At 70.1% G+C, this 24,077-nt stretch carries 24 protein-coding genes; 16 read left to right on the plus strand and 8 right to left on the minus strand.

Annotation, left to right across the window (positions count from 1 at the left end):
* Positions 1-5: 5 nt before the first annotated feature.
* Positions 6-3,584, minus strand: coding sequence for a tetratricopeptide repeat protein (locus tag HL658_RS23115; protein ID WP_180284243.1), 3,579 nt, complete (start codon positions 3,582-3,584; stop codon positions 6-8).
* Positions 3,585-3,691: 107 nt separating this feature from the next.
* On the opposite strand from HL658_RS23115, the gene HL658_RS23120 reads away from it, so the two are divergent.
* Entirely contained in the window at positions 3,692-4,927 is a 1,236-nt protein-coding gene (locus HL658_RS23120) for a tetratricopeptide repeat protein (RefSeq protein WP_180284244.1), read from the plus strand.
* Here HL658_RS23120 and HL658_RS23125 read toward each other — a convergent pair.
* A complete protein-coding gene (locus tag HL658_RS23125) occupies positions 4,917-6,077 on the minus strand; it encodes an exo-alpha-sialidase (protein WP_246337809.1) in 1,161 nt (386 codons plus the stop codon). The genes HL658_RS23120 and HL658_RS23125 overlap by 11 nt on opposite strands.
* A 241-nt stretch (positions 6,078-6,318) precedes the next feature.
* On the opposite strand from HL658_RS23125, the gene HL658_RS23130 reads away from it, so the two are divergent.
* The 5 genes from HL658_RS23130 (at position 6,319) to HL658_RS23150 (ending at position 10,303) form a co-directional block, all read left to right on the plus strand.
* Positions 6,319-6,813 carry a FlaG family protein gene (locus tag HL658_RS23130; protein WP_180284245.1) on the plus strand — a complete coding sequence of 165 codons (495 nt, stop codon included), beginning with the start codon at positions 6,319-6,321 and terminating at the stop codon, positions 6,811-6,813.
* 22 nt (positions 6,814-6,835) lie between these two features.
* Positions 6,836-7,033, plus strand: a complete 198-nt coding sequence (locus HL658_RS23135) for a hypothetical protein (protein WP_180284246.1) — start codon at positions 6,836-6,838, stop codon at positions 7,031-7,033.
* On the plus strand, positions 7,030-8,211 hold the full coding sequence (locus HL658_RS23140; protein WP_180284247.1) for an FkbM family methyltransferase: 1,182 nt from the start codon (positions 7,030-7,032) through the stop codon (positions 8,209-8,211). The genes HL658_RS23135 and HL658_RS23140 overlap by 4 nt, the downstream gene beginning before the upstream one ends.
* A gap of 110 nt (positions 8,212-8,321) precedes the next feature.
* On the plus strand, positions 8,322-9,143 hold the full coding sequence (locus tag HL658_RS23145; protein ID WP_180284248.1) for a PP2C family protein-serine/threonine phosphatase: 822 nt from the start codon (positions 8,322-8,324) through the stop codon (positions 9,141-9,143).
* Between the two features lie 80 nt (positions 9,144-9,223).
* Positions 9,224-10,303, plus strand: a complete 1,080-nt coding sequence (locus tag HL658_RS23150; protein ID WP_180284249.1) for a ParA family protein — start codon at positions 9,224-9,226, stop codon at positions 10,301-10,303.
* A gap of 47 nt (positions 10,304-10,350) precedes the next feature.
* On the opposite strand, the gene HL658_RS23155 is transcribed toward HL658_RS23150, so the two are convergent.
* On the minus strand, positions 10,351-10,557 hold the full coding sequence (locus HL658_RS23155; protein WP_180284250.1) for a hypothetical protein: 207 nt from the start codon (positions 10,555-10,557) through the stop codon (positions 10,351-10,353).
* Between the two features lie 33 nt (positions 10,558-10,590).
* Entirely contained in the window at positions 10,591-10,974 is a 384-nt protein-coding gene (locus HL658_RS23160) for a hypothetical protein (RefSeq protein WP_180284251.1), read from the minus strand.
* A gap of 88 nt (positions 10,975-11,062) precedes the next feature.
* On the opposite strand from HL658_RS23160, the gene HL658_RS23165 reads away from it, so the two are divergent.
* Both HL658_RS23165 and HL658_RS23170 read left to right on the plus strand, forming a co-directional pair.
* On the plus strand, positions 11,063-11,365 hold the full coding sequence (locus HL658_RS23165; protein ID WP_180284252.1) for a DUF6166 domain-containing protein: 303 nt from the start codon (positions 11,063-11,065) through the stop codon (positions 11,363-11,365).
* Between the two features lie 125 nt (positions 11,366-11,490).
* Positions 11,491-12,288, plus strand: a complete 798-nt coding sequence (locus tag HL658_RS23170) for a sterol desaturase family protein (RefSeq protein WP_180284253.1) — start codon at positions 11,491-11,493, stop codon at positions 12,286-12,288.
* Positions 12,289-12,361: 73 nt separating this feature from the next.
* On the opposite strand, the gene HL658_RS23175 is transcribed toward HL658_RS23170, so the two are convergent.
* Positions 12,362-13,114, minus strand: a complete 753-nt coding sequence (locus tag HL658_RS23175; RefSeq protein ID WP_180284254.1) for an alpha/beta fold hydrolase — start codon at positions 13,112-13,114, stop codon at positions 12,362-12,364.
* A 175-nt stretch (positions 13,115-13,289) separates the two neighbouring features.
* Here HL658_RS23175 and HL658_RS23180 point away from each other — a divergent pair, with 175 nt between their 5' ends.
* The 8 genes from HL658_RS23180 (at position 13,290) to HL658_RS23215 (ending at position 20,608) form a co-directional block, all read left to right on the plus strand.
* Positions 13,290-13,580 (plus strand): DUF6455 family protein, encoded by a 291-nt coding sequence (locus HL658_RS23180; protein ID WP_180284255.1) that lies wholly within the window; start codon positions 13,290-13,292, stop codon positions 13,578-13,580.
* Between the two features lie 16 nt (positions 13,581-13,596).
* Positions 13,597-14,421, plus strand: a complete 825-nt coding sequence (locus HL658_RS23185; protein WP_180284256.1) for an isocitrate lyase/PEP mutase family protein — start codon at positions 13,597-13,599, stop codon at positions 14,419-14,421.
* Between the two features lie 114 nt (positions 14,422-14,535).
* Positions 14,536-15,783, plus strand: a complete 1,248-nt coding sequence (locus tag HL658_RS23190; RefSeq protein WP_180284257.1) for an iron-containing alcohol dehydrogenase — start codon at positions 14,536-14,538, stop codon at positions 15,781-15,783.
* Positions 15,784-15,860: 77 nt separating this feature from the next.
* The gene (gene dctP, locus HL658_RS23195; RefSeq protein WP_211109820.1) at positions 15,861-16,928 is read left to right on the plus strand and encodes a TRAP transporter substrate-binding protein DctP; all 1,068 of its coding nucleotides are present in this window, start codon (positions 15,861-15,863) and stop codon (positions 16,926-16,928) included.
* 96 nt (positions 16,929-17,024) lie between these two features.
* Positions 17,025-17,582, plus strand: a complete 558-nt coding sequence (locus HL658_RS23200) for a TRAP transporter small permease subunit (RefSeq protein WP_180284258.1) — start codon at positions 17,025-17,027, stop codon at positions 17,580-17,582.
* A 3-nt stretch (positions 17,583-17,585) separates the two neighbouring features.
* Positions 17,586-18,902 (plus strand): TRAP transporter large permease, encoded by a 1,317-nt coding sequence (locus tag HL658_RS23205; protein WP_180284259.1) that lies wholly within the window; start codon positions 17,586-17,588, stop codon positions 18,900-18,902.
* A 25-nt stretch (positions 18,903-18,927) separates the two neighbouring features.
* Positions 18,928-19,842, plus strand: coding sequence for a phytanoyl-CoA dioxygenase family protein (locus HL658_RS23210; RefSeq protein ID WP_180284260.1), 915 nt, complete (start codon positions 18,928-18,930; stop codon positions 19,840-19,842).
* A 61-nt stretch (positions 19,843-19,903) separates the two neighbouring features.
* The gene (locus tag HL658_RS23215; RefSeq protein WP_211109821.1) at positions 19,904-20,608 is read left to right on the plus strand and encodes a GntR family transcriptional regulator; all 705 of its coding nucleotides are present in this window, start codon (positions 19,904-19,906) and stop codon (positions 20,606-20,608) included.
* Between the two features lie 20 nt (positions 20,609-20,628).
* Here the strand turns inward: HL658_RS23215 and HL658_RS23220 are convergent, their stop codons facing one another.
* From HL658_RS23220 to HL658_RS23230, 3 genes are read right to left on the minus strand one after another with little or no spacing between them, the layout of a single operon-like run.
* On the minus strand, positions 20,629-22,008 hold the full coding sequence (locus HL658_RS23220; RefSeq protein WP_180284261.1) for an alginate export family protein: 1,380 nt from the start codon (positions 22,006-22,008) through the stop codon (positions 20,629-20,631).
* Positions 22,005-23,621 (minus strand): MFS transporter, encoded by a 1,617-nt coding sequence (locus HL658_RS23225; protein WP_180284262.1) that lies wholly within the window; start codon positions 23,619-23,621, stop codon positions 22,005-22,007. Before HL658_RS23225 ends, HL658_RS23220 begins: the two co-directional genes overlap by 4 nt.
* Positions 23,618-24,052: a DoxX family protein gene (locus HL658_RS23230; protein WP_180284263.1), complete on the minus strand. Its 435-nt coding sequence runs from the start codon at positions 24,050-24,052 to the stop codon at positions 23,618-23,620. Before HL658_RS23230 ends, HL658_RS23225 begins: the two co-directional genes overlap by 4 nt.
* Positions 24,053-24,077 lie beyond the last annotated feature (25 nt).

The following is a 24,077-nucleotide window of genomic DNA, read 5'->3' on the forward strand; positions in this document are numbered from 1 at the left end:
CCAGCCTACCCGGCCGCGCGATCAAGCTGATGCCGCAGTTCCCTGGCGGTCCTGCCGACGACATCCATCATCGTCTCACCGGGTGACGGCGCCCACAGCCGCATGGACGGGTACCATGGCCGGACCCTCGCTCCCAGCCAAGTCCAGTCCGAACCGCCAAGGCGCCAGACCGGCACGCCAAGCGCGCCGGCCAGTTCTCCGGCGGCGGTCGCCGGCACGATCGCGAGGTCGAGGGCGGCGGTCAGCGCCGCCACCGATTCGAAATCATCCTTCAGGTCGAGGTCCGGCCAGCGATGGATGCGGGCTCCCAGCGCCCGTTCGGCCGCCGCCATATCCGCTTCCGAGGCGCCGTATTGCAGGTTGACCGCCACCACACCGGGCGTACGCCCGACGGGTGCGAAGGCTTCCAAGGTCGTGTACGCGGCCGCACGGTGTGCGTCCACCACCTGGCTCTTCCAGGCGATGCCGACCTTCAGCCCCGGCCCGAGTGCCGCCACCCGCTCCCGCCACAAGACGGCCAGCGACGGCTCTGGTGTCAAAAAGCCCGAACGGTGCGGGAATCCGCTCAGCCGTGGCCGGACCAGCGGCGGCAGCGAGCCGGCGGCGATCTGAAGCGCACAGTCCGCGCACTCCGGCGCCTCGGCCCGCACCTCGGCCCGCACCTCGGCCCAGGGGAAGGCGCGTGCGAAGAGCGGCACCAGACGCCGGTCGCACTCTACGACCACCGTGCCGTCCAGGGACCGCAGATCGCCGATGCAGGAGGCGAACAGGATCTCGTCGCCCACCCCCTGCTCGTTCCAGACCAGCAGCCGCCGTCCCGCCAGCGGCTCGCCGCGCCAGACCGGGATCGGCAGCGTACGCCCGCGTTGCAGCTGCGGGGCGGAGAAGCGGCGCTCGTAGCCGGCCCAACCCTCCACCATGTCGCCGTCCGCCAGCCGCAGCAGGCCCAGGTTCCAGGCAGCCAGAGCGAAGGCCGGATCGAGGCGGAGCGCCCGACGCAGCCAGCGTTTGGCGTCGTCGAACCGCCCGAGCGCGCGCGCCATGGTGCCCAGATTGTTCACGCCGTCGGGCAGGTCGGGCAGCAGCACCGCGGAGCGGCGGTAGGCGGTCTCGGCCTCCGCGAAGCGGCCCGACATCTCGATGGCCGCACCAAGGTTGGTGCGGAACCGGCCGTTGGCCGGCTGGAGACGTACGGCACGGCGGTGCCACCGCTCCGCCATGTCGAAACGGCGTGCCTTCTGTTCCGTCAGGCCGAGGTGACTGAGCGCTTCGGGGAAGTCCGGCCGCAACGTGATCGCCGCCGCGAACTGTCGCCCGGCCTCCGCGTGCCGGCCAAGCGCATCGAGCACCAGCCCCAGATTGTTGCGCGCCTGCGGGAAATCGGGGTCCTGCGCCAGCGACCGCCGGATCAGCCCCAGCGCGTCGCTGTGTTGCCCGGTCTGGTGCGCCGTCAAGCCCAGCAGATGCAGGGCATCGGGATGGTCGGGAACGGCGTCGAGCGCGGCGCGGTAGGCGGTCTCGGCCTCCGCGATCCGGCCGGCGCGGTGGGCCTGGACGCCGCGGTTGATCCAGGCATCGGCGGCCTTGGGATCGGTCACCTTGGGATCGGTCACCTTGGGATCGGCGGGACGTGGTGCCGGCGGGCGGGCCGCTGCCGGAAGCGCCGGGGTGATGCGGCGCAACGCCACCGCGATCCGGCCGAGCACGCCATCCAGATCCTCCCCGGCAGCGGCATGGAACAGACGCATCGACGGGTACCAGGGCCGGCAGCCGGTGCCGAGCACCGACCAGTCGCCGGTGCCGCCGAACCGCCACACCGGCACACCAAGCGCCCCGGCCAGCTCGCCGACCGAGGTTGCGACGGTCACCACGAGGTCCAGATTGCCGACGAGGGCGGCCACATTCTCGAAATCGTCCTTGAGGTCGAGGTCGCCCCAGCGATGCAGCGCGACACCCGTCCGCTCCTCCACCGCGCGGATCTCGGCCTCGACATCACCGTACTGCAGGGTGACGAACCGGATGCCGGGAACCGACAGGACCGGCAGCCATTGGTCGAGCGTGGTGTAGGATGCCCGGCGCTCCTCGGTGATCAGCTGGCTCCGCCAGCAGATGCCCACCGTCAGGCCGGGGCCGAGCGCCGCCACCCGTGCCTTCCACACCGCCAGACGCTCCGGATCGGGCACCAGCCAGGGCGCTGCCGGCGGGAAGGACGCCAGGGCCGGGCGCACCATGCCGGGCAGGGAGCCGGCGGGAACATGCAGGGCCGCATCCGGTGGCTCCACGGTCTCGCGGCCCGTCTCGTCCAGCGTTTCCGCCCGAACCGTGGCGGCAGGGAAGGAGCGGGCGAACAGTGACACCAGCCGGCGGTCCGTCTCGATCGTCACCGGCCCGTCGGCGACCCTCAGCAGTTCGCCGTAGCTGGAGGCGAACATCATCTCGTCGCCCACGCCTTGCTCCCGCCACACCAGCAGGCGCCGCCCGGCCAGCGGCTCCCCCTGCCAGCGCGGCAGGGGCGGCTGCCGGTCGGGGATGGCCTCGCCCGCCGCGAAGCGTCTCTCGTACCCGTACCAGCCCCGCGCCAGATCGCCGTGCAACAGCGACAGCAGCGCCAGATTGTGGCTGGCGGTGGCGAGGTCGGGCTTGCGCTCCAGCACCTGCTCGTAACAGGCCATGGCTTCATCGAACCGGCCCTGGCGGTGCAGCGCGTTGCCGAGATTGTACAGCGCCTCCACGAAATCGGGGCGCAGGCGCAGCGCCTCGCGGTGGCAGAGCTCCGCCTGGGCGGGAAGCCCCAGCCGCTTGAGGACGCTGCCCAGATTGTTCAGCGCCCCGACATGGCCGGGCGATCGCCGCACCGCCTCCCGGTAGGCGATCTCCGCCTCCTCGAAGGCGCCGCGTTGCTGAAGGACGGCCCCCAGATTGTAGAACGCGTTGGCGTCGTCGGGGCGCAGGCGGATGACGGTGCGGTGCTCGGCGACCGCGTCGTCGAGCCGCCCCAGGGCGGCCAGCGCGTCGCCGAGGTTGTTGTGGGCCTCCGCCAGGTCGGGCAGCAGCGCGGTCGCGTGCCGGTAGGCGGCGACGGCCGCCTCCGTCCGTCCCAGGGCGCGCAGGGCGTTGCCGTGATTGTACCACGCCTTGCCGTAATCCGGGCGCAGCGCCAGCGCGCCGGCCAGCGCGGCGGCGGCCCGCCCCGACGATCCCATGGCCTGTAGGGCGTTGCCCAGGTTGAAGCGGGCCTGCGCGAAATCCGGTTGGAGGCGGAGCGCCTGCGCGTGGGCGTTGGCGGCGTCCTTGTGATTGCCGCCCGCGGCCAGCGCGCTGCCGAGATTGTCGTGGTAGGCCGCCGCCCGCCCATTGCGCGCGATCGCCTTGCGGATCAGGTCGACGGCGACGGCCGGCTTTCCGGACTGGATGGCCAGCACGCCCAGCAGGTGCAGGGCGTCGGGATGGTTGGGCTGTGTCCTCAGCACGGCGCGGTAGCCGGCCTCGGCCTCCGCCAGACGGCCGGTCTGATGGTGGGCCACCGCGGTGGTGAGGGCCTGTCCACCCCCGGGCGGAGCCGGTCCGCGTCTGGTCTTCTGCATCGTCACTGCTCCGCCATGCTCGGCCGTTGCGCCCGCCGAGTTGGGAGTGTCATGATCTTACCCACGCCGTAAAGATCCAATAACCTCCCCCACGGAATCCAGCCGACATGTCGCTTCCCCGCATTCGCATTGCGCCAAGCGCGGGCCACCCCGACCACATCTACGACCGCGCGAACCGGGCGGCCGCCGACGGCGACCTGGAACGGGCGGAGGCGCTGTACCGCCAACTCCTCGGCATCCGGCCCGGCCATGCGGAGGGGCACAACAATCTGGGCAACGTGCTGCTGGCGCAGGGCCGGTGCGACGACGCGCTGGCGGCGTTCGAGATGGCGCTCGGCATCGGCCTCGACCATCCGAGCGTCCATTACAACCGCGCGAGCGCCCTGAAGGAGGCCGGGCGGTACGACGAGGCGGTGCGGGCGTTCCACCGCTGTCTGGTCCGGGCGCCGGATTATGTCATGGCCTACAACAACCTCGCCAACCTCCATAGCGGCTTCGGGCGTTGGGATTCGGCCGTGGCGGGCTACCGTCGGTCGATCACCCTGGCGCCCGGGTGGACCCGGGCGCAGGACAACCTGCGCGCCACCCTGCAGGCGATGCGCGCGGTGGGCGAGGGTGAGGCGGCGCTGCGCCACGCGCTGCTCTGGCGCCGCGACCACCCCGACCAGCCGCTCGCCCGTCACACCGCCGCCGCGCTTGCGGGGGAGGCGGGCGATCCACGCGCCTCCGACACCTACGTCAAGCAGCTCTTCGACGCCTTCGCCGGGGAGTTCGACACGAAGCTGGCCGCCATCGGCTACCGCGCCCCCGCACTTCTGGCGGAGGCGGTGGCGGCTGTCGTGGCGCCGTCGGCGGGTCTGGACGTGCTGGACGCCGGCTGCGGCACCGGCCTGTGCGGCCCGCACCTGCGCCCCTACGCCCGCAGCCTCACCGGTGTCGACCTGTCCGCCGGCATGCTGGACAAGGCCGCGGCCCGCGGACTCTACGACCGGCTGGAGGAGGCGGAGCTGGAGGCGTTCGCCAGGGCCCATCCCGGCGGCTTCGACCTGATCGTCTCCGCCGACGTGCTCTGCTATTTCGGTGCGCTCGACGCGATCCTGCCGGCCTTCGCCGCCGCCCTGCGTCCCGGCGGGCGGCTCGCCTTCACGGTGGAGCGGCTGGCCGGCGGTTCCGCCGGTGGCTGGGCGCTGATGCCGCACGGCCGCTACGCGCACGAGGAACCCTACGTGCGCGCCACCCTGGAGGCGTCCGGCTTCACCGCGGTCACCGTCGGCCATGGCGCGCTCCGCCGGGAATGCGGGGAGGATGTGACGGGGCTGGTGGTCATGGCGGTCAGGGCGTGAGGGCCAGCAGACTGGCCTCCACATGCCGGATGCCGCGCCCGTCGGCGATGTAATAGACGACGAGGATGCGGCCGTCCGGGGTGACCGACGCCCAGGGATAGCCGACGTCGGGCGAGGGCGCGTCGTCGCGGATGATGAACTCCTCCGTCTCGTCGATGGACTGGCGCTCGGGGTTCCACAGCCGCGCGCGCACGCCGTAGGGGGCGTGGCGGTAGCCGTAGACGAGGAGAACACGGCCATCGGGCAGCGCGCAGGCGTCGGTGGGATGACCGACCACGCCGTGCACGGTCCAACGCTCCCAGCTCCGCCCGCCGTCGTGGGAGATGGAGGTCGCCAGCCGGTCCTCCAGTCCGAACGTGCGGTGGAAGGCGACGAGTCGGCCGTCCGCCAGGCACTGGAGCGCGGGCTCGCAGAAGCCCGCGGCGCCGTCCTTGTCCTCCGCGATGACGCCGCGGTACGTCCAGCTGTCTCCGCCGTCGGTCGAGGCGTGGTGCAGCGCCACGTGACGCCCGCCCTCCGGTCGCACCGCGTAACTGGCGAGGTGGATGGTGCCGTCGGACGCTTCCACCATCCGCCCGCGCACCGGCCCGCCCAGATAGGGGCGGAGCTCGGGCACGAGGTCGGGCAGGTCCGGCACCACCGGAAGGAAGCGGTGCGGTGACCAGCTCCGCCCGCCGTCCGCCGACACGCGGGTGTAGCCGCCCCAGAAGATGAACTGGCAGCCGGTCCGCTCCGGGCTGCCGGCCAGACCGACCCCCATGGCCCGCAGCGTGCCGACATGGGCGGCCGACACCGGGTACCAGCAGAAACCTGCGACGATCAGCCGCCCGTCGCGCAGCACCAGCAGGCTGGCGTCCTGGTCGGCGGCCTCCGGATCCGGGGGCAGCATCGACGGCTCGCCCAGCGGCTCCATATCGTCGGAAAGGCGCTGCAGGGCGAGGTGGGACCGGACGTCGAGATGATCGACGCTGCCGAAATCCTCGTGTCCGGCTGGCGGGCGATGGCCGTGCAGCCAGCGATGATCCCGCGCCCGGCGGAACGCCACGACGACCGAGCCATCCGCCAGCGTCGCCACCGAAGGAAAGGCCGCGTAGAAACGCGGGTCGCGATAGATGATCCGGTCCCAGAGCTTATGCAGCATAGTGGTCATTCACGATCATTTCCGTGGTCGGCAGGGCTTTTATATGTGGAAGGACTGACTGGAAAACGGGCAGTGACCGATTCCGGTCCGGACCTTGTAATCCCTGCAATCAATGGGGGTACAGCTATTGGCGTGTCGCTGAGGCATTCTTCCTCCGAAAGTGGGTGCTTAAGAAGTGAAGAATCTCTTTACGATGCTGTGATTTTGATGTATCTTCTAAGGTGATTGGAACCAGCAGACGTGTCCTGTCATGAACGTGGCATCCGCCATCTCGGCGGCGCCGTCGGCGCCTGCCTTCATGACGGCCCGCAACGGTCAAACCGTTGACGAGGGGGCCGGCTCTGGGACTCCGTCCGCGGCGGAGCAGGACCGCTCGGTCTTCCAACGTTTTCCGGTCATCGCCTTCTCCTACGAAGCCGACGCGTCGCGGCTCGTCATGCTGTACCGTGATCCGGAGACCGGCAAGACGATCGAGCAGATCCCCTCCGAGGCCGCGCTGAAGCAGTACAAGGAGCAACAGGCGTCGGACCGACGCAAGGAACTCTCCGAACTGCGACTGCTCGTGGGTGGTTCCGGTGCGGACAGTGGCGACCAGTTCGCACCGAAAGTGGCGAAAGCGGCTGGCGGGTCCACCGTCACGGGTGCGACTGGTGGGAACGACGGGTTCCCGGTGTCTCCGGTGGTTGCCGCCGGTCGGACGGGGGCTGGCGGAACGTCCCAATCCGGTGTAAACCTTCTGGTGTAACCGAAGGTAAGGAAGTCCTCCGATGATCGACAGCGTGACGTCGTCGATGGCCGGCGCGGCTCTCGGCATCCGCCAGGGTCAGACGCAGGCAGACTTCGGGATCAAGGCGCTCAACCAGACGGCCCGGCAGGAGCAGCAGACGGTCACGACCCTGCTGCAGGGTGCGGGCGGTGGCAACACGACCGAAACCCGCGGCCAGAATCTCAACATCGTCGTTTGACCGAATTGTCCACCGCGGTCGCACCCGATCCGGAGCGTGAACTGCACCGGCGCGCCGACGCGTATCGGCGCACCGGTGATTTCGGCTGCATCGAGGAGTCCGAGTCGCGCGGTGTCGACCCGCAAGGGCGGCCGCTGGTGCTGCTGGGCTTCCGGTCGCTGATCGCCGACCGTTTCGTCCGCCACGCGCTCCAGCGGCTCACCGTGGTCGGGCTCATCGACAACGGGGCGGCCGGGCGGGTGGTCGATGGTCACCGCGTCGGCGGCGACGCGGATCTGCCGGATCTCGCCCGCCGGCACCCCGGCCTCCTGGCCGTCGTCTGCGCCTTCGGCGACGTCGGGTTCCGGCATTTCCGCGGGCTGGCGACCGGTCTCGGGCTGCCGGTGTTGTCGCTGCCCCAGGCGATGCTGCGCGCCGGCCTGCTCGCGCCCGACGAACCGTCCGACTGGCTGCGGCAGGGGCATCCCGACACCATCCTGCGTGTGTTGGACACCACGGCGGGTGGTCGCCTGCCGTTCGACGACGGCAGTCGGGCGGTGCTTGCGTCGGTGCTGCTCTTCCGCATGGGCTGGGACCCGCGCTGGGTCGAGGCGGTGCGAACCCCGGCCGACCGCGCCTTCCACACCGGCGGCCCGTGCGCGGTGGGGGAGGGTGCCGTGGTGGTCGATGCCGGGGCCTTCGACGGCGACACGGCGCGTGTCTTCGCCGCCGCTTCCGGCAACCGCCACGCGGCCATCCACGCCTTCGAGCCGGACCCCGGCAACCACGTCCGGCTGTCCGCGGCGATCGCCGGGATTCCGCGCGCGCAGGCGCACCGGTTCGGCCTTTGGTCAGAGAGCGGGCGCCTGCGTTTCGACGCGTCCGGCGGCCACGGCAGCCGCATCGACGCCGACGGCGGCGGCGAGGTGGAGGTGGTGGCGCTCGACGAATGGCCGGAGCTGCGGCCGACGCTGATCAAGATGGACATCGAGGGGGCGGAGCTGCCGGCGCTCCGCGGGGCCGCCCGCACCATCGCCGAGGGACGGCCGGCGCTCGCGATCGCCGTCTACCACCGCATCGAGGATCTGGCGGAGATCCCGGCCTTCCTGCACGGACTGCGCCCGGACGCGCCGATGACGCTGGCCCACCACAGCGGTTATCTCTTCGACAGCATGCTGTACGTCCAGCGGGCGGCCTGAATCCGGCGGCCCAGGTGCCCCGAAACATGGCTGTATCTTTCCCCGTGCTTTTGCCATTATTCCGAGCCCGAGGCCCCGCCGGGGGCCGTGCCGCCCGTGGATCCGCCGCCATGCCGCCATCACCCGCTTCCGACATGATCGCCGCCGGCCGGACCGACGTGGGGCGGGTGCGGTCGCGCAACGAGGACAATTTCGCGCTGGTGCCGCAGGCCGGCCTGGTGGTCGTCTGCGACGGCATGGGCGGCCACGCCGGTGGCGACATCGCCAGCCGGACCGCCGCCACCACCATCGCCGACAGCATCGCCAACGCCGATCCGCAGGCACTGGCCGGTGCCATCGACTCGGTGAGCGACGACACCGAGCGGACCCTGTCGGGTCCGACGGCCGTGGATCCGGGGCTCCAGCTTGCCATCGCCGCGGTGCGCGTGGCGGTGCGCGACGCCAACCGGCGCATCGTCGGCCTGAACCAGGAGCGTGGATTCGCCGAGGGGCGCGGCATGGGAACGACCGTGGTCGGCTGCCTGCGCGTGGCCGGCACCGACAAGCTGGTGGTGTTCCACGCCGGCGACAGCCGCCTGTACCGGCTGCGCGGCGGCGGCCTGCGCCAGCTCACCCGCGACCACAGCCTGTACCAGATCTGGCTGGACAACGGCGGGCAGGGGCAGGCGCCGCAGAAGAACATCATCGTCCGCGCGCTCGGCACCACCGAGCTCATGGAGCCGGAGATCACCGTCCACGCGCTGGAGCCGGGCGACACCTACATGCTGTGTTCGGACGGGCTGACCGGCATGGTCACCGATCCGACCATCGCGGAGGTGCTGGGCCAGCCCGGCGCCGATGCCGACAGCCTGTGCGGGCGGCTGATCCAACTCGCCAACGAGCAGGGGGGTGTGGACAACACCACGGTGGTGGTCGCGCGTTTCGGCGCATGAGGACGACGGGCACGGTCCGGGGAGACACCGGCCGGATCCGGTGTTAATAGTGCCGTGCAACGACGAGGCAGAACGCGGGCATGACCAGCCACGACGACGTTTTCGACACGCCCGAAGCGCGGCAGCCGACGATCCTGTCCGTGTACAACCAGAAGGGCGGCGTCGGAAAGACCACGACCTCGGTCAACCTCGCCCTGGCGCTCGCCGCCATGGGCAAGAGCGTCGTGCTGATCGATTTCGATCCGCAGAGCAGCGCCACCAGCAACTTCCTGCTGAAGGAGCGCGCCAAGGTCGGCATCCACGACCTGCTCAACAAGGACACCTTCGTCGAGGACGCCATCACCCCGACCAACTTCGCCGGGCTGTCGATGATCGTCGGTGCGCGCAAGCTCTATTCCATGGAGCATGCGCTGGATTCGCGTGGCGGGTCGCAGAGGGGACTGCGCAAGGCTCTGCATTTCTCGACAAACCCGCCGGATTACGTGGTCATCGACTGCCCGCCGGCCCTGGGCCATCTGGCGGCGGGCGCTCTCGCGGCGTCCGACCGGCTGGTGCTGCCGGTCTTCCCCGGCCGCTACGCGCTGGACGGGCTGCGGCGGACCCTGTCGGTGGTCGATCACATCCAGAAGGGGCTGAACCCGAACCTGAGCGTGGCCGGCGTGCTGATGCTGTCGGTTTCCAACGACGAGGTCGGTCGCGATTCGCTGACCCAGCTCCGCGCCGAATACGCGGAGCTGATGTTCAAGACGGTCGTGCCCTACGACGTCGATGTGGTGAAGGCGACCTACCGGCGCATGCCGGCCGCGATCTTCAGCCCCACCGGCCGCACCGCGTCGCGTTTCCTGGCGCTGGCGCACGAGATCATCCATGGCCGCGGCACCGCTGCGACGGAGGAGCAGCTCAAGCCCGCGCTCGACCGCATCCAGGCCTGGCACGACGAGACCGATTCCTCCTACACCGCGCGGCGCGCCGCATCACCGGGGGAGGAGGGTGACGACGGCACCCCTACGGGCGGCGCTCAGGCGGCCACAGCCGGCACCCGGCCGCGATTCGGCCTTGCCATCGCCGCAGCCATCGTCGGGCTGGTGGTTGGCTTCGCCCTGGGGGCGACCGTCGGCGCGCCGCTGGTGGGGCCGATGCTGGCGGGCCTGGGCGGCTGATCGCGCCGGGCGGCTGACCGGGCGATCCCGGTCAGCGCAGCGCGATTTCAGGTGCGGATAGGCCCACGTCCGCCGGCGTCGGCGGGCAGCTTCTTGGCCTCCGGGAACAGCCACATCGCACCGATCATGAAGACCGCCAGAAGCGGGACCACCCACACCGGTGTGCCGCCGCCCAGGGTGTCGCGGTAGAGCGTGAAGCCGACCGCCACGGCGGCGACAAAAATCGAAATCACGGCCTTGATCAGTGGGGGCATTGCGCGTCTCCTCGGATTGAATCGTCGAATGGTCTAGGTGACCGGGGCTGACAGCGCCGAAACGAGCAGGGCCGCCAGCCCGGTGTTGGCGAGGGCGGAGAGCACCACGCCCGGCACGCTGTCGCGGATCCGGGGCGGCACCGCCTGGAAAAGCTGCGGGCCGGCCAGCACCGCCAGCCCGGCGGTGATGATGATGGCGGGCCAGGCCACGCGCTGCGCCGCCACCCACACCGCCGTCACCAGCAGCAGGACCACACTGGTCGCCAGCACCGCCACCAGAAGCCCGCCCGCCGGGCCGGCCAGGGGATCGGGCCGGTGTTCCGCCGGGAAGAAGCCGGCAAGCTGCACGCCCGCCGCCATTGCCATCAGGAAAGCGGCGGCGACCGGCAGCAGGGCCGTGAGTTCGTTCCAGTCCAAAAGGTCCTCCCCGCGCGTGCGGCGTTCCATTGAGACCCAAAATGACATATGATAGATATATCAGACAAGAGCGAAACCGGGAGGATCCATGAAACAGTACCGCGGCGACCGCACCATCGACGGCGTCCTCGTCACCGTCGACGGTGTGCCGCTCGACCCCCGCTTCGACGTGAAGCGGCTGTGCGGCGAGGGCTTCGAATGGAGCTACGAGGGGGCGGCACCCGCCCAGCTCGCTCTGGCTCTGCTGGCCGACCATTACGGCGACGGGCAGCGCGCGCTGCGGGACCACGACGCCTTCATGCGTGCCATCGTCGCCAACTTCCAGAACGAGTGGGAGATGACGAGCGCCGACATCGACTCGGCCCTGGCCAACATCGGCGCGCACGCCTGACCGCGGAACTGTCCGTAAGGCGGATGGTCGCGATCAGGCATTGACGCCGGCGGCCAACTGATGTACGGATGATATATCAGACACGGACAACGCCGCCCCGCAGGGGTGCGGGAGGAGACGACCCGATGGAACTCGTCCAATCGCCGATGACCGATCGGCAGCGCACTTACCGTCATCAGTATCGCGAGCGGATCGCCGGCTGGTACAACGGCTGGCTCCACGTCGCGGTGATCTACACGATCGGCCTGACCGCCATGTACGTCTACGTCTCGAACATCCGGGATGTCGTGTGGTGGGAATGGGCGACGATCCCGGTGGTCTTCCTGATCTGCAACTTCTTCGAATGGTTCCTGCACGCGCAGATCATGCACCGGCCGCAGGCCAACAAGGGCATGCGCGCGGTCTACACGCGCCACACCCTGATGCACCACCAGTTCTTCACGGAGAAGGAGATGCGCTTCGCCGACCAGTTCGACTGGCGCGTCACCTTCTTCCCGCCCTACGCCCTGGTCGTCTTCATCCTGATGTCGATCCCCGGCGCGCTGGCTCTGGGCTGGCTCATTTCGCCGAATGTCGGCTGGCTGCTGATGAGCACGACGACCGGCATGTACCTGATCTACGAGTTCATGCATTTCTGCTGCCATGTCGAGGACAACTGGTTCGTGCGGAACTGCCCCTTCGTCAACACGATCCGGCGGCACCACACGGCCCACCATGACCAGTCGATCATGATGGAAAGGAACATGAACCTGACCTTCCCGATCGCCGACTGGTTCTTCGGCACCTCGGACCTGAACCGCGGTCTGCTGGGTCATCTGTTCAACGGCTACGACACCCGCTACGTCCGCACCGACATGCGCCGCACCTCGCGCACCCCGGTCGGGCGGAAGGACGGCAACAGTCGCGTCGCCTCGGCCGCCTGACCCGCCCATCGCCGCACATTTCCTTGCCTGCCTTGCCGCCGGCCCCCACGGGGACCGGCGGATTTTTTGTGCCCTACGCACGGCCGCGCAGGGTGCCCAGCGCCACGGCGACACCGGCCGGGTCATGCGCCATCGGGTTGTGGCCGCAGCCCGGCCATACCGCCAGCTCCGCGCCGGCGATCCCGTCGGCGATGACGCGGCCGTGCGACAGCGGGCACTGGTCGTCGTCGGTGCCGTGCAGCACCAGCGTCGGCACATCGACCCGAGCCAGCGTCGCCCGGTGATCGGCCGCGCGGGCGGCCAGCCAGGATCCGGCGACGGCGAAGGGAGTGGCGGTCTCCGTCAGGTTCAGCGCCTTCGCCCGTGCGGCGGCCTCCGTGGCGATCGCGTCGGGCGTCTCGCCGCGGAACCAGTGGCAGTCGCCGCCGGGGTGGGCGGACCCGCCGACCAGACCCAGCCCGGCCAGCCGGTCGGTGCCGTACCGCGCCACATACTCCAGCGCCACCAGCACGCCCATGCTCCAGCCGACGAGAACGAACGGGCCGTCGATGGTCGCGGCGAAGGCATCGACGTCGGCGGCGAAGCCGGCGGGCGTGTAATCCTCCAGCCGGTCGGGCGTGTGCGATCCGCCGCGCCCGCGCAGGTTCGGCGCGAACACCTGACCATCCTCCGCCAACGGCTCCATCACCGCCCGCCACGCGGAGGCCGAACCCTGGATCCCGTGCAGCAGCACCAGCGCCGGCCGATCGGGCGCCGGCGTGCCGCCGGCCAGGAAGGTGATCGGTCCGGCACCCGTTTCCACGGTGCCCTGGCGGATGTCGGCCATGCTGTCCTCCCACTGACATATTTTTAGCATGTCACCCAGGCTACCAGGGGTGACCGCTGCGGACAACCTCCCGTGCCGCCGGTCGCCACCGCATCAACGCTCTCGATTGATCCGGATCAAGGCGGCGCTCGCGCGTCAGAGATACGAGTGATATGTTACGTTACGGAGAGAGACCATGGACCCTGTGTTCGCCCTCATCGCGTCGTCCGCCCTGCTCGCGGCCGGTCTGGCGCTGGCCGTCACCCGCCGTCCGCAGCCCCTTCCCCTGGCGACCATCGTCGCCCGGCGGCGACCGGGTCCGCGGTCGCTGGAGGACACGGGCATCCTGGCCGAGATGGCGGACGCCGTCGGGCGTTGCCGGGCCTGCCCGCGGACGGACGCCTGCCACCGCTGGCTGGCGGCCGGGTCGGATGAGGCGTGCCCGGGCTTCTGTCCCAACCGGTCCGTGGTCGAACGCATTGAATGAATGGGAGGATGACGGCATGACGGCGCTGGCGGACAAGGCACAGGCGTTTCGGGACCTGCATCACAGCGGCCGGATTCTGATCCTGCCCAACGCGTGGGATGCCGGCAGCGCCGTCGTCTTCGCGGCGGAGGGCTATCCCGCCGTTGCCACCACCAGCGCCGGCATCGCCTTTGCCGCCGGGCTGCCGGACGGGGAGCGGATCGACCGGGACATGATGCTGCACGCCGTGTCCCTGATCGCGGGGCGGCTGAGCGTGCCGGTCAGCGCCGATCTGGAGGCGGGGTTCGGCGACACGCCGGACGCCGTGGCGCAGACCATCGCCGCCGTCCTCGCCGCGGGTGCGGTGGGCGTCAACATCGAGGACGGGCTGGCCGAGGGCTTGCGCCCCATGGCCGAGCAGGTGGAGCGGCTGAAGGCCGTGCGCGCCGCCGCGGACGCCGCCGCGATACCGCTCTTCATCAACGCCCGCACCGATGTGTACTGGCAGCAGGTCGGTACGCCCGAGGAGCGCCTGGGTCTGACCATGGAGCGGCTGCGCGCCTACCGGGAGGCCGGGGCCGATGGCCTGTTCGTCCCCGGTCGCCTGTCGGCCGACGAGATCGCCGCCATTGTCGGGGGCGCGGGGTTGCCGGTGAACCTGCTGGGCGGTCCCGGCATGCCGACCATTCCGGAGATGGCGGCGCTGGGCGTGGCGCGCGTCACCGTCGGGTCCGGCCCGTCGCGCGCCATCCTCGGGCTGACCCGCGCCATCGCCCGGGAGCTGCGGGATTCGGGCACCTACGCGGCCATCGCCGGCAACGCCATTCCGTACCCGGAGGTCCAGCGGCTTCTGTCGGAATGACGGAGTGCTGAGGTCTCGATTATTGGCGGTTCGAACAGCTAGCCGTTGACGCAAAGCCTGCCACGTGATTAGCATACGTCTACCGTATGGCTGATATATCAGGCTGAGGACGACGTGCTCAACGACCGGCTGTTCTACTGCGCCCCCTCCCGCATCCTGGCCGGAAACGGTGTCCGCCGGGATCTCGGGCCGCTGCTCGCCCGCTTGGGCTACCGGCACGGGTTGATCGTCACCGACCGCTTCTTCACCGAGCGCAGCCCGATCGTGACGGAGATCCAGGCGATCCTCGGCGAACAGGGGATCGGCACCACGGTCTCGGCGGAGGGGGAGCCGGACCCGAGCGTCGACCTCTGCGTCCGTGTGCAGGAGCAGGTCACGGCCGGGGGCGACCTGGAACGCATCGACCACGTCATCGCCATCGGCGGCGGCAGCAACATCGACCTTGCCAAGGTGCTGACGCTGACGCTGAAATTCGGCGGCGCGCCGGAGGACTTCATCGGCGAAGGCAAGATCCCCGGCAAGCCGCTGCCGCTCATCGCCATCCCCACGACCTCCGGCACCGGGTCGGAAATCACCGCCGGCGCCATCCTGATCAAGCGCGACAGCGATACCAAGGTGGCGGTGCTGGCCAACGACCTGCGCCCGGTGGTGGCCGTGGTCGATCCGGAACTCACCCTGTCCTGTCCGCCGCGGGTGACCGGCGATGCCGGGCTCGACGCGCTGACCCATGCCGTCGAATCCTACCTGACCATGGATTCCGAGCATTTCGACCGCCAGGGGGAGGCGGATCCCGCCTATTCCGGCCGCAATCACATGACGATGCTGTTCGCGGCCGAGAGCATCCGGCTGTGCTTCCGGCATCTCGGCACCGCCTATCGGGACGGAGCCGACCGCGAGGCCCGCACGGGCATGGCGTACGCCAGCCTGTACGCGTCGCTGTCCTACGCGAGCGCCGGGTTGAACGCCGTTCACGGGCTGGCCTACGCGCTGGCGGGCCTGACCCACGCCACCCACGGCAGCACCAACGCGGTCTTCCTGCCCTATGTGATGGAGGAGCTGCTTCCGATCCGGCAGCGGGAACTCGCGGAGATCGCCCGGATGGCCGGCGAGAGTGGCGACGACGAGGCGGCGCTGGCCCGCCGTGCGGTCGTGCGCACCCGCGAGCTGGTCGCCGAGGTCGGCATCCCCACCACGCTGGCCGCCTTCGGCGTCAAGGCGGACGACCTGCCGGCGCTGGTGCGCAACGGTCTCAACGTGACCCGCCTGACCAAGGCCTTCCCCATCCAGCCGGCGGGGGAGGCGTACGCGCGGATCGTGGACGACGCCTTCACCGGCCGGCTGTCCGGCGGGACGGCCGCCTGAACCGCAGCAAGGGCGTTCGGGACCACCGGCGCTCCGGTACCCAAGAAAACGACACAACACTCCAAGGGAGGGAAGACGTGAACACGCTCAAGGCTCTGGCGATGGCGGCCACGGTTGCCGGTTTCATGACGGTGCCCTTCGCGGCGAACGCCGCCGACACCTACAGGTTCAAGATGGCGACCGGCTGGGCCGGCGGCCCGCTGATGGACATCGGCGCCAAGGCCTTCGCCGAGCGCATCGACCAGCTCTCCGACGGCCGCATCAAGGTCCAGGTGTTCCCCGGCGGCGCGCTGGGCAACGCCTTGAAAGTGTCGGAGACGGTGAAGAACGGCGTCGCCGAGCTGGGCCACACCTGGATGGGCTACGACTGGGGCAAGGACCCGTCGGTGGTGCTGTTCGGCGGCTACGCCGGCAGCTTCGATTCCGAGCGCATGCTGCACTGGCTGTACGAGGCCGGCGGTGCCGAGATGCAGCGCCAGTACCGCGACGAGGTGTTCGGCGTCGTCTCCATTCCGCTGTTCATCCGCACGGCCGAGGTGTTCCTGCATTCCCGCAAGCCGGTGCGCACGCTGGAGGACATCAAGGGCCTGAAGCTGCGCACGGCCGGCGCCTGGCTCGACATGGCGAAGGACCTGGGGGCGGCGCCGGTCACCACCGCCGGTGGCGACGTGTTCCCGATGCTGGAGCGCGGCGTCATCGACGCCACCGAGTGGGGCACCCTGTGGGAGGACATCTCCCCCGGTTTCCACAAGGTCGCCAAGTACCTGATCATCCCCGGCGTCCATCAGCCGACCGCCCCGTTCGAACTGGTCATCAACAAGGACGTGTGGGCCAAGCTGTCCGACAAGGACAAGAAGCTGATGGAGACCGCCGCCCGCCTGACCACGCTGGACAGCTGGCTGCGCATCGGTGAGGAGGACGCCAAGGCGCTCGACTTCTACCGCAAAGCGGGCAACGAGATCATCGAGCTGGATCCGGAGGTCCAGTACAAGACCCGCGACATCGCCGACAAGTGGGCGGACGAGGTCGCCAAGTCGAACAAGTGGTTCGAGAAGGTGCTGGTCGATCAACGTGCGTTCGAGAAGCGCTGGGCCAACGCCAACCAGTACCGCAACGTCAAGGTTCGGCCGACCGCCGTGCAGTAACCGTTCGTCCCACCGACGCCGCCGGCGTCCCGCCCGCCCGCCCGCGCGCCGGGCCGGGCGGTGGCCGGCCCATCGAAAGGCCGCACAGGAGCGCCCATGCACGCCTTCATCCGCGCCATCGACCGACTGACCGGCTCCGTCGGTCTCGTCGGCGGCTGGCTGATCGCCCCGCTGGTCATCGGCACCTGCTACGAGGTGTTCGCCCGCTACGTCCTCGGGTCGCCGACCATATGGGCCTACGAGCTGGGCTATATGCTGACCGGCGCCAACTTCCTGCTCGGCATGGCCTTCGCGTTGCGGCAGGACGCGCACATTCGGGTGGATGTGCTGTATCTGCGCTTCTCGCCGCGAACCAAGGCGCTGGTCAACAGCCTGGCCTATCTGTTCATCGTCATTCCCGTCTGCGCGTGGCTGTCCGTGGCGCTCTATGGGCATGCGATGCAGTCGATCCTGTCGCTTGAGACGTCGGGGCAGTCGGCCTGGAATCCGGTGGTCTGGCCGTTCCGCATCTCCTTCTTCGTCGCTTTCACCGTGCTGACGCTGCAGGCGCTGGCGGAACTGGGCAAATGCGTGCTGCTGCTGCGCGGCACCGCCGGGGCCACGGAGTCCGGGATCGTGCTGCCGCACGTCGCCGGCCAGCCGGGGAGCCATTGATCCATGACCATGCTCGCCCTCTACATGTTCCCGGTGCTGTTCGGCCTGTTGCTGGTCGGGGTGCCGGTGGTCTTTTCCATGCTGGCGACCGCCACCGCCTTTGGCTGGCTGGTGTTCGATCATGCGCTCGTCTTCCAGTTCATCGAGAAGATCGAGGATGTCGCCAGCAACTTCGTGCTGGCCGCGGTCACCCTCTTCGTCTTCATGGGCTGCATGCTGGAACGCGCCGGCATCGCCGAGCAGCTCTTCGCCGCCGTGCACATCTGGACGCGCCGCCTGCCCGGCGGGCTGGCCCTCGGCACGGTGATCATGTGCATCATCTTCGCCGCCTCGACCGGCGTGATCGGCGCCACCGAGACGGTGGTCGGTCTGCTCGCCATCCCGGTGATGCTGAAGCACCGCTACGACAAGGGCCTGATCTGCGGCACCATCTGCGCCGGCGGCAGCCTGGGCACCATCATCCCGCCGTCCGTGGTGGTGGTGATCATGGGGCCGCTGGCCGACGTGTCGGTCGGCGATCTGCTGGTCGGCATGGTGTTCCCCGGCCTGATCATGAGCGGCTTCTATCTCCTCTACATCTTCGGGCTCTGCGTGCTGCGGCCTGAGGCCGGCCCGGTGGCCGAGGATGACGACGGCATGACCCTGGCGGAGAAGCTGCGCATCACCATGGTCGCGCTGGTGCCGCCCATGTGCATGATCTTCGCGGTTCTCGGCTCCATCATGCTGGGCCTCGCGGCACCGACGGAGGCCGCGGCCATCGGGGCCGCCGGCTCGGTGCTGCTGGCGGCCTTCTACGGGCGGCTGACCATGGCGGTGCTTCAGGGTGCCGTGATGAAGACGCTGCAGGTGACCGCCATGATCATGGCGATCCTGCTGGCCGGCAGCATGATGACCGGTGTCTTCATCGGGGCGGGCGGCGTCCAGCTCGCGCAGGATCTGGTCGAGATGGCGAATCTCGGTCCCTGGGGGCTGCTGGCGCTGGTGCTGGGGCTGGCCTTCCTCGCGGGCTTCGTGCTCGACTGGATCTCGATCGTGCTGATCATGATCCCGCTGTTCACGCCGCTGATCGTCGCCGCCGGCTTCAACCCCGTCTGGTTCTGCATCCTGTTCCTGGTGATGATCCAGACCAGCTACCTGACGCCGCCGATGGCGCCCGCGATCTTCTACCTGCGCGGCATCGCCCCCCCGGAGATCACCACGATGCACATGTATCGTGGTGTCATCCCCTTCATCCTCCTCCAGTTCGCCACGCTCGGGATCATCCTGTTGTTCCCGGAGACCGTGCTGTGGCTTCCGAGCAAGCTGCTCGGCTTCAACTGAACAAAAATCAGAGGGAGTGAGACCCATGACCCCCGAGGACGTCCTGTCCCAGCCGGCGCGCATCCTGTCCCAGAAGCAGCGCGAATCCTATTTCGAGAACGGGTACCTGCTGCTCGAATCCATCGTGCCGAAGGACATCGTGGAGAAGCTCCGCGCGGTCACCAATTCGATGGTGGACCAGAGCCGCACCGTAAGGCGCTCCGACGCGGTGTGGGACATCGAGCCCGGCCACACCCCCGACAACCCGCGGCTGCGCCGCCTGTCCAGCCCGGTCGATGCCCATCCCTACTACTGGGAATACTGCTCGCAGTCGCTGCTCGGCGACATCGTCGCCGACCTCGTCGGCCCCGACGTGAAGTTCCACCACAGCAAGCTGAACTTCAAATGGTCGAAGGGCGGCACAGAGGTGAAGTGGCACCAGGACATCCAGTTCTGGCCGCACACCAATTACTCCCCGTTGACGGTCGGAACCTACATCTACGACTGCGACCTCGACCAGGGGCCGCTGGGAGTAATTCCCGGCAGCCACAAGGACGAGTTGTTCTACCAGTACGACAAGGACGGCAACTGGACCGGCTGCCTCGCCGACGAGGATCTGGCGCGTGTGGACTTGAACAAGGCCGTCTATCTGCCGGGCCCGGCCGGTTCGCTGACCATCCACAACTGCCGCACCATCCACGGTTCCAAGCCGAACACCTCGGCCAACGGCCGGCCGCTGCTGCTGTACGCCTTCAGCTCGGCCGACGCCATGCCCTACACCGGCAACCCGATCCGCAGCCCGCACGACCAGTCGATCATCCGCGGAAAGCGGGCGCTGACCGCACACCACGATCCGCGGCCCTGCTGGCTGCCGCCGGACTGGGGTGATGGCTACGAGTCCATCTTCACCTACCAGCAGGGGAACCGTCCGAACGCCCGTTCGGCCATGGCGACCATGTAACGCGTCCATGCCGCTTGCGCCGCTCCCCCCTCGGCGTTAACTCTGCACACCGGAACAACCGATGGCGATGTTGCCGATGGCAAGGAAGGCCCCCGAGGGCGAAGCGGCGGCGGGTGACGAGGACGTCCAGTCCAGCCTGACCGAGAAGGCGTACCGGACGCTCGAAGAGCTGATCGTGACGCTGGAGCTGCCTCCGGGAAGCGTCGTGTCGGAAGCGGCGCTGAGCCAGCAGCTCGGTATCGGCCGCACCCCGATCCGCGAGGCGCTCCAGCGCCTCGCCCGGGAGCATCTGGTGACCATCCTGCCCCGGCGCGGCATCATCGTGTCGGAGGTCAACATCAAGACCCAGCTCCGCCTGCTGGAAGTGCGGCGGGAGCTGGAACGGCTGATGTGCCGCGCCGCCGCCCGGCGCGCCAGCGCGGAGGAGCGGGCGGAGTTCCGCCGCATCGCCGACGGCATGCAGGAGGCGGCGGCCGGCAACGACGACATCGCCTTCATGCGTCTCGACCGCGCCTTCAACCTGCTGACGGCGCAGGCCGCGCGCAACGATTTCGCCACCGGCGCCATCGCGCTGATGCAGTCGCTGTCGCGGCGCTTCTGGTACATCCATTACAAGCAGGTGGCCGACATGCCGCTGGCCGCCCGCCTGCACGGCGCCGTGGCCCTCGCCATCGCCGAGGGCGACCCGGCCCGCGCCGCCGCGGCCTCCGACGCCCTGATGGACTACATCGAGGACTTCACCCGCGCCACCATCGCGGCGGATTGACTCCCGGCACGCCCGGCCGTTCAGAACTTCAGCACCGCCTCCAGCCCGACGAAATGGATGGTGCGGGCGGGGCCTGTGTCCTCGATGAAGGCGCCGGGGCGGAAGACGGAGTAGGAGGCCATCGCCTCGAAGGTCCGGCCGTTGCTGTAGGACAGCACGATCTCCCCCTGCGTGCCGAGGTAGCGGGCGTCGGAGCCGGTGCCCGGGCGCAGCAGGTTGCCGGTGACGTCGTACACCCCGTCCCGCCCGCTCTCCCGCCAATAGGCGACCGCCGCCAGCCCCAGCCCGAAGCCGCCGGACAGGTCGAGGTCGAGCGTCGGGTGCAGGTTGATCAAATTGTAGGGGCCGATGGGCGTCAGCTCCCCGAAATACTTTCCCTTGGGGAAGAGCGGGTCGAAGGTGCCGAGATCCGGGTCGGACGGGTCGTGATCGCCGCTGGCGATGTTGGCCTTGAGGCCCAGCCGGGGGCCGAGCCAGGCATCGGCCCAGCGGTAGCCGGTCTCCGTCGCCAGCGACCAGGCGCGGATGTCGCCACCGCCGAAGCGCCCCACCTGCCCCATCGCCTCCCAGTTCCAGTCCCAGGGACCGGACCGGCCGAACAGGCGGGTGCCCAGCGTGTGGCGGCGCTCGTCCGCCGTTCCCTGGTCGAAGCTCGTCCCATGGGTGCGCAGGCCGATCCAGTAGGCGTCGATGCCCGAGCGTGCGTCCAGCGCATAGGTGCCGTAGACGGCGGCCAGCCGCCGGTCGGGGGCGTGCTGGTCGTCGAAGGGCTCGGGGCTGTTGCGCACCGGGCGTCCGTAGACCGCCTCGGCCCGCCAGGGGCCGGCGGATATGGCGGCGGACGCCATGTCGAAGGACCGCGGCACGTTGGGGCCGTAGCGGTAGCCGATCAGCCGCTCCGACCCGAAGGCCAGCATCCGGCGACCGATCCGAATCGTGGCGTCCGTCTCGCCCAACGGCAGGCGCAGCTCCCCGAACCCCTGGAGCAGGTCGAGGCGGTCGGCGTCGGGCGGTGCCAGGGGCCCGTCCTTGCCGAGCGCGTCGGCCGCCACAAGCTGCCCGAACAACCGGAGCTGAGGCCCAAGCGTCAGGTCGGCGTAGGGTAGGGCGCGCCAGAGGAGGTAGCGGTCGTTGGCCGGCTGGTCCTGGCCCCAGCCGCTGTTGCGAACGCTCTCGTAGCGGAGGCGGAGCTCGGCGCCGGTGTCGAGCCACACGCCGTCCGCGGACGCCAGCGGGATGGCCTTGAACGGCTCCCAGAAGGCGCCCGTGCGCGCGGCCGGCGAGCGCAGGGCCGAGTAGTCCTCTTCGTAGCGGCTGTTGGTCAGCGACGGCGGGTCGGCCGCGGCGCCCCCGGTCCAGAGCAGCACCGACAGGCCGGCCGCGACCAGCCGCCGGGTCATGGCCCCGGCCGGTGCGTGTGGTGGGCCGCCAGGAAATGCTGCACCGCCGGTGGCTGCTCCCCGCGGTGGAAGGCGCGGGCCTCCCCCTGCACGTCGGCGTCGGCGTGGGAGACGCGGCGGTGCTGGCGCAGATGCTCGGCCCAGCTTTCCACGAAGAACCATTCCAGATAGCGCTCCGCGTCCGCGGCATCCTCGGACACGCCCCAGGCGTAGGCGCCGTCGCGCCGCCGGCCTTCCGACAGGCGGGCGAGGGCGGCCAGGAACGCCGCGCGGTCGTCGCGCGCCACGCGGTATTCCACCGTGATCAGCACCGGGCCGCGGTCGCCCTCCACCGGCTCCACGGTGAGCGGCTCCGGCCAGTGGTTGGAGGGGGTCAGGTCCGCCTCCCCCTCCGGCAGCGGCAACCGGTGCAGCAGCAGCCCGACCACCAGCAGCGCCGCCGCCCCGGTCCACAGCGCGACCGGCACCCCGACCATCTCCGCCAGGGCACCCCAGGACAGGCTGCCCGCCGTCATGGCGCCGTTGAACACCGTCAGGTAGATCGCCAGCCCTCGCCCGCGCACCCAGTTGGGCAGGATCGCCTGCGTCACCGCGTTCAGCGTCGTCAGCACCCCGATCCAGGCGGCGCCCAGCACCAGCAGCAAGGGCACCGCCGCCCAGCGCGGCGGTCCCAGCGCCAGCGCCACCATCACCGCGGCGGTGACGGCGGAGCCGGCCAGCAGCACGCCGTCGCCGCCCAGCCGCTCGCGCAGCCGCGGCAACACGACCGCCCCGCCGATGGCCCCGGCGCCGACCGCGCCCAGCAGCAGCCCGTAGAAGCCCGGTCCGCCGCCCAGGATCGGCCCGGCGATGATCGGCAGCAGGGCCCACACCGCGCTGGCGCAGGCGAAGAACAGCCCGGCGCGCAGCAGCACCCGGTGCAGCGGCCGGCTGGCGCGCGCGAAGCGCAACCCGGCGCGCAAAGCCCCGCCGAACCGCTCCGACAGCGCGTCGTCCGGGTCCGGCGCGCGGCGCCACCAGACGAGAGCCGCGACCACCGCGACATAGGTCAGCACATCCGCGGCGTAGGTGGCAGCGGCCCCCAGCCCGGCGAGGATCAGGCCGCCCGCCGCCGGGCCGATGGCGCGCGCGATGTTGAAGCCCAAGCTGTTGAGCGCCACGGCCCCCTTCAGCTCCGCCCGCGGTACCAGCTCCGGCACGATGGACTGCCAGACCGGCGCCATCAGCGCCGCACCCACGCCACCCAGGAAGGTCAGGCCGATCAACGTCGTCACCGTGGCGCCACCGGTTGCCGCCAGCAGCATCAGCGTGGCGCTGACGCAGCCCAACGCGATCTGGATGGCGATCAGCATGCGCCGGCGGTCCATGATGTCGGACAGCACGCCCGCGGGGATCGCCAGAAGGAAGATGGGCAGCGTCCCCGCCGCCTGCACCAGCGCCACCGCACCCGGCGAGCCGGACAGGTCGAGCACCAGCCAGGCGCTGGCGACGTCGCGCATGAAGGTGCCGACATTGCCCAGCACGGTGGCCACCCACAGCACCGCGAACAGCCGGTGGCGCAGCGGCGCGAAGGCGCCGGGCGGTGGCGCGGGGCGGACGGTCCCGGTGGTCATGGGTGGCGCGTCCCGCGGTGGGTCAGCACGGCCGCAGCGGCGAAGCCACCGACGATGGCGACATGCTCCAGGAAGGTCGCCGCCTGCCGGACGCGGTCGATGCCGTCGTAGGCCCAGAAGGCGTGCGCGATCAGCGTCGCCACCACGGTGAATCCGCCCAGCAGCCCGGCCCCCAGCCAGCACCAGCGCCGCGTCAGGAACAGCGCCGAGCCGCCGAGCTGGGTCAGGATCACCGCCGCCGCCACAAGGGCCGGCGGGCTCAAGCCCAGCCCCGCCGCCTCCGCCGTCGCGCCCCCGAAATCGAGCAGCTTGAACACGCCGCTCACCAGGAAAGGGGAGGCGAGGGCGAGGCGGGCCGCGATGGCCGTGGCGGGGGAGGCCAGCAGCGCGGCGATGGGGGTGGGGGCTGTCGGGTGGGTGGTGAGGGTCATGAGCGTGTTTTCCAGTTGGGTGGGG

Origin of the sequence: Azospirillum oleiclasticum (assembly GCF_013423485.1) — a bacterium.
Classification (GTDB): Bacteria; Pseudomonadota; Alphaproteobacteria; order Azospirillales; family Azospirillaceae; genus Azospirillum; species Azospirillum oleiclasticum.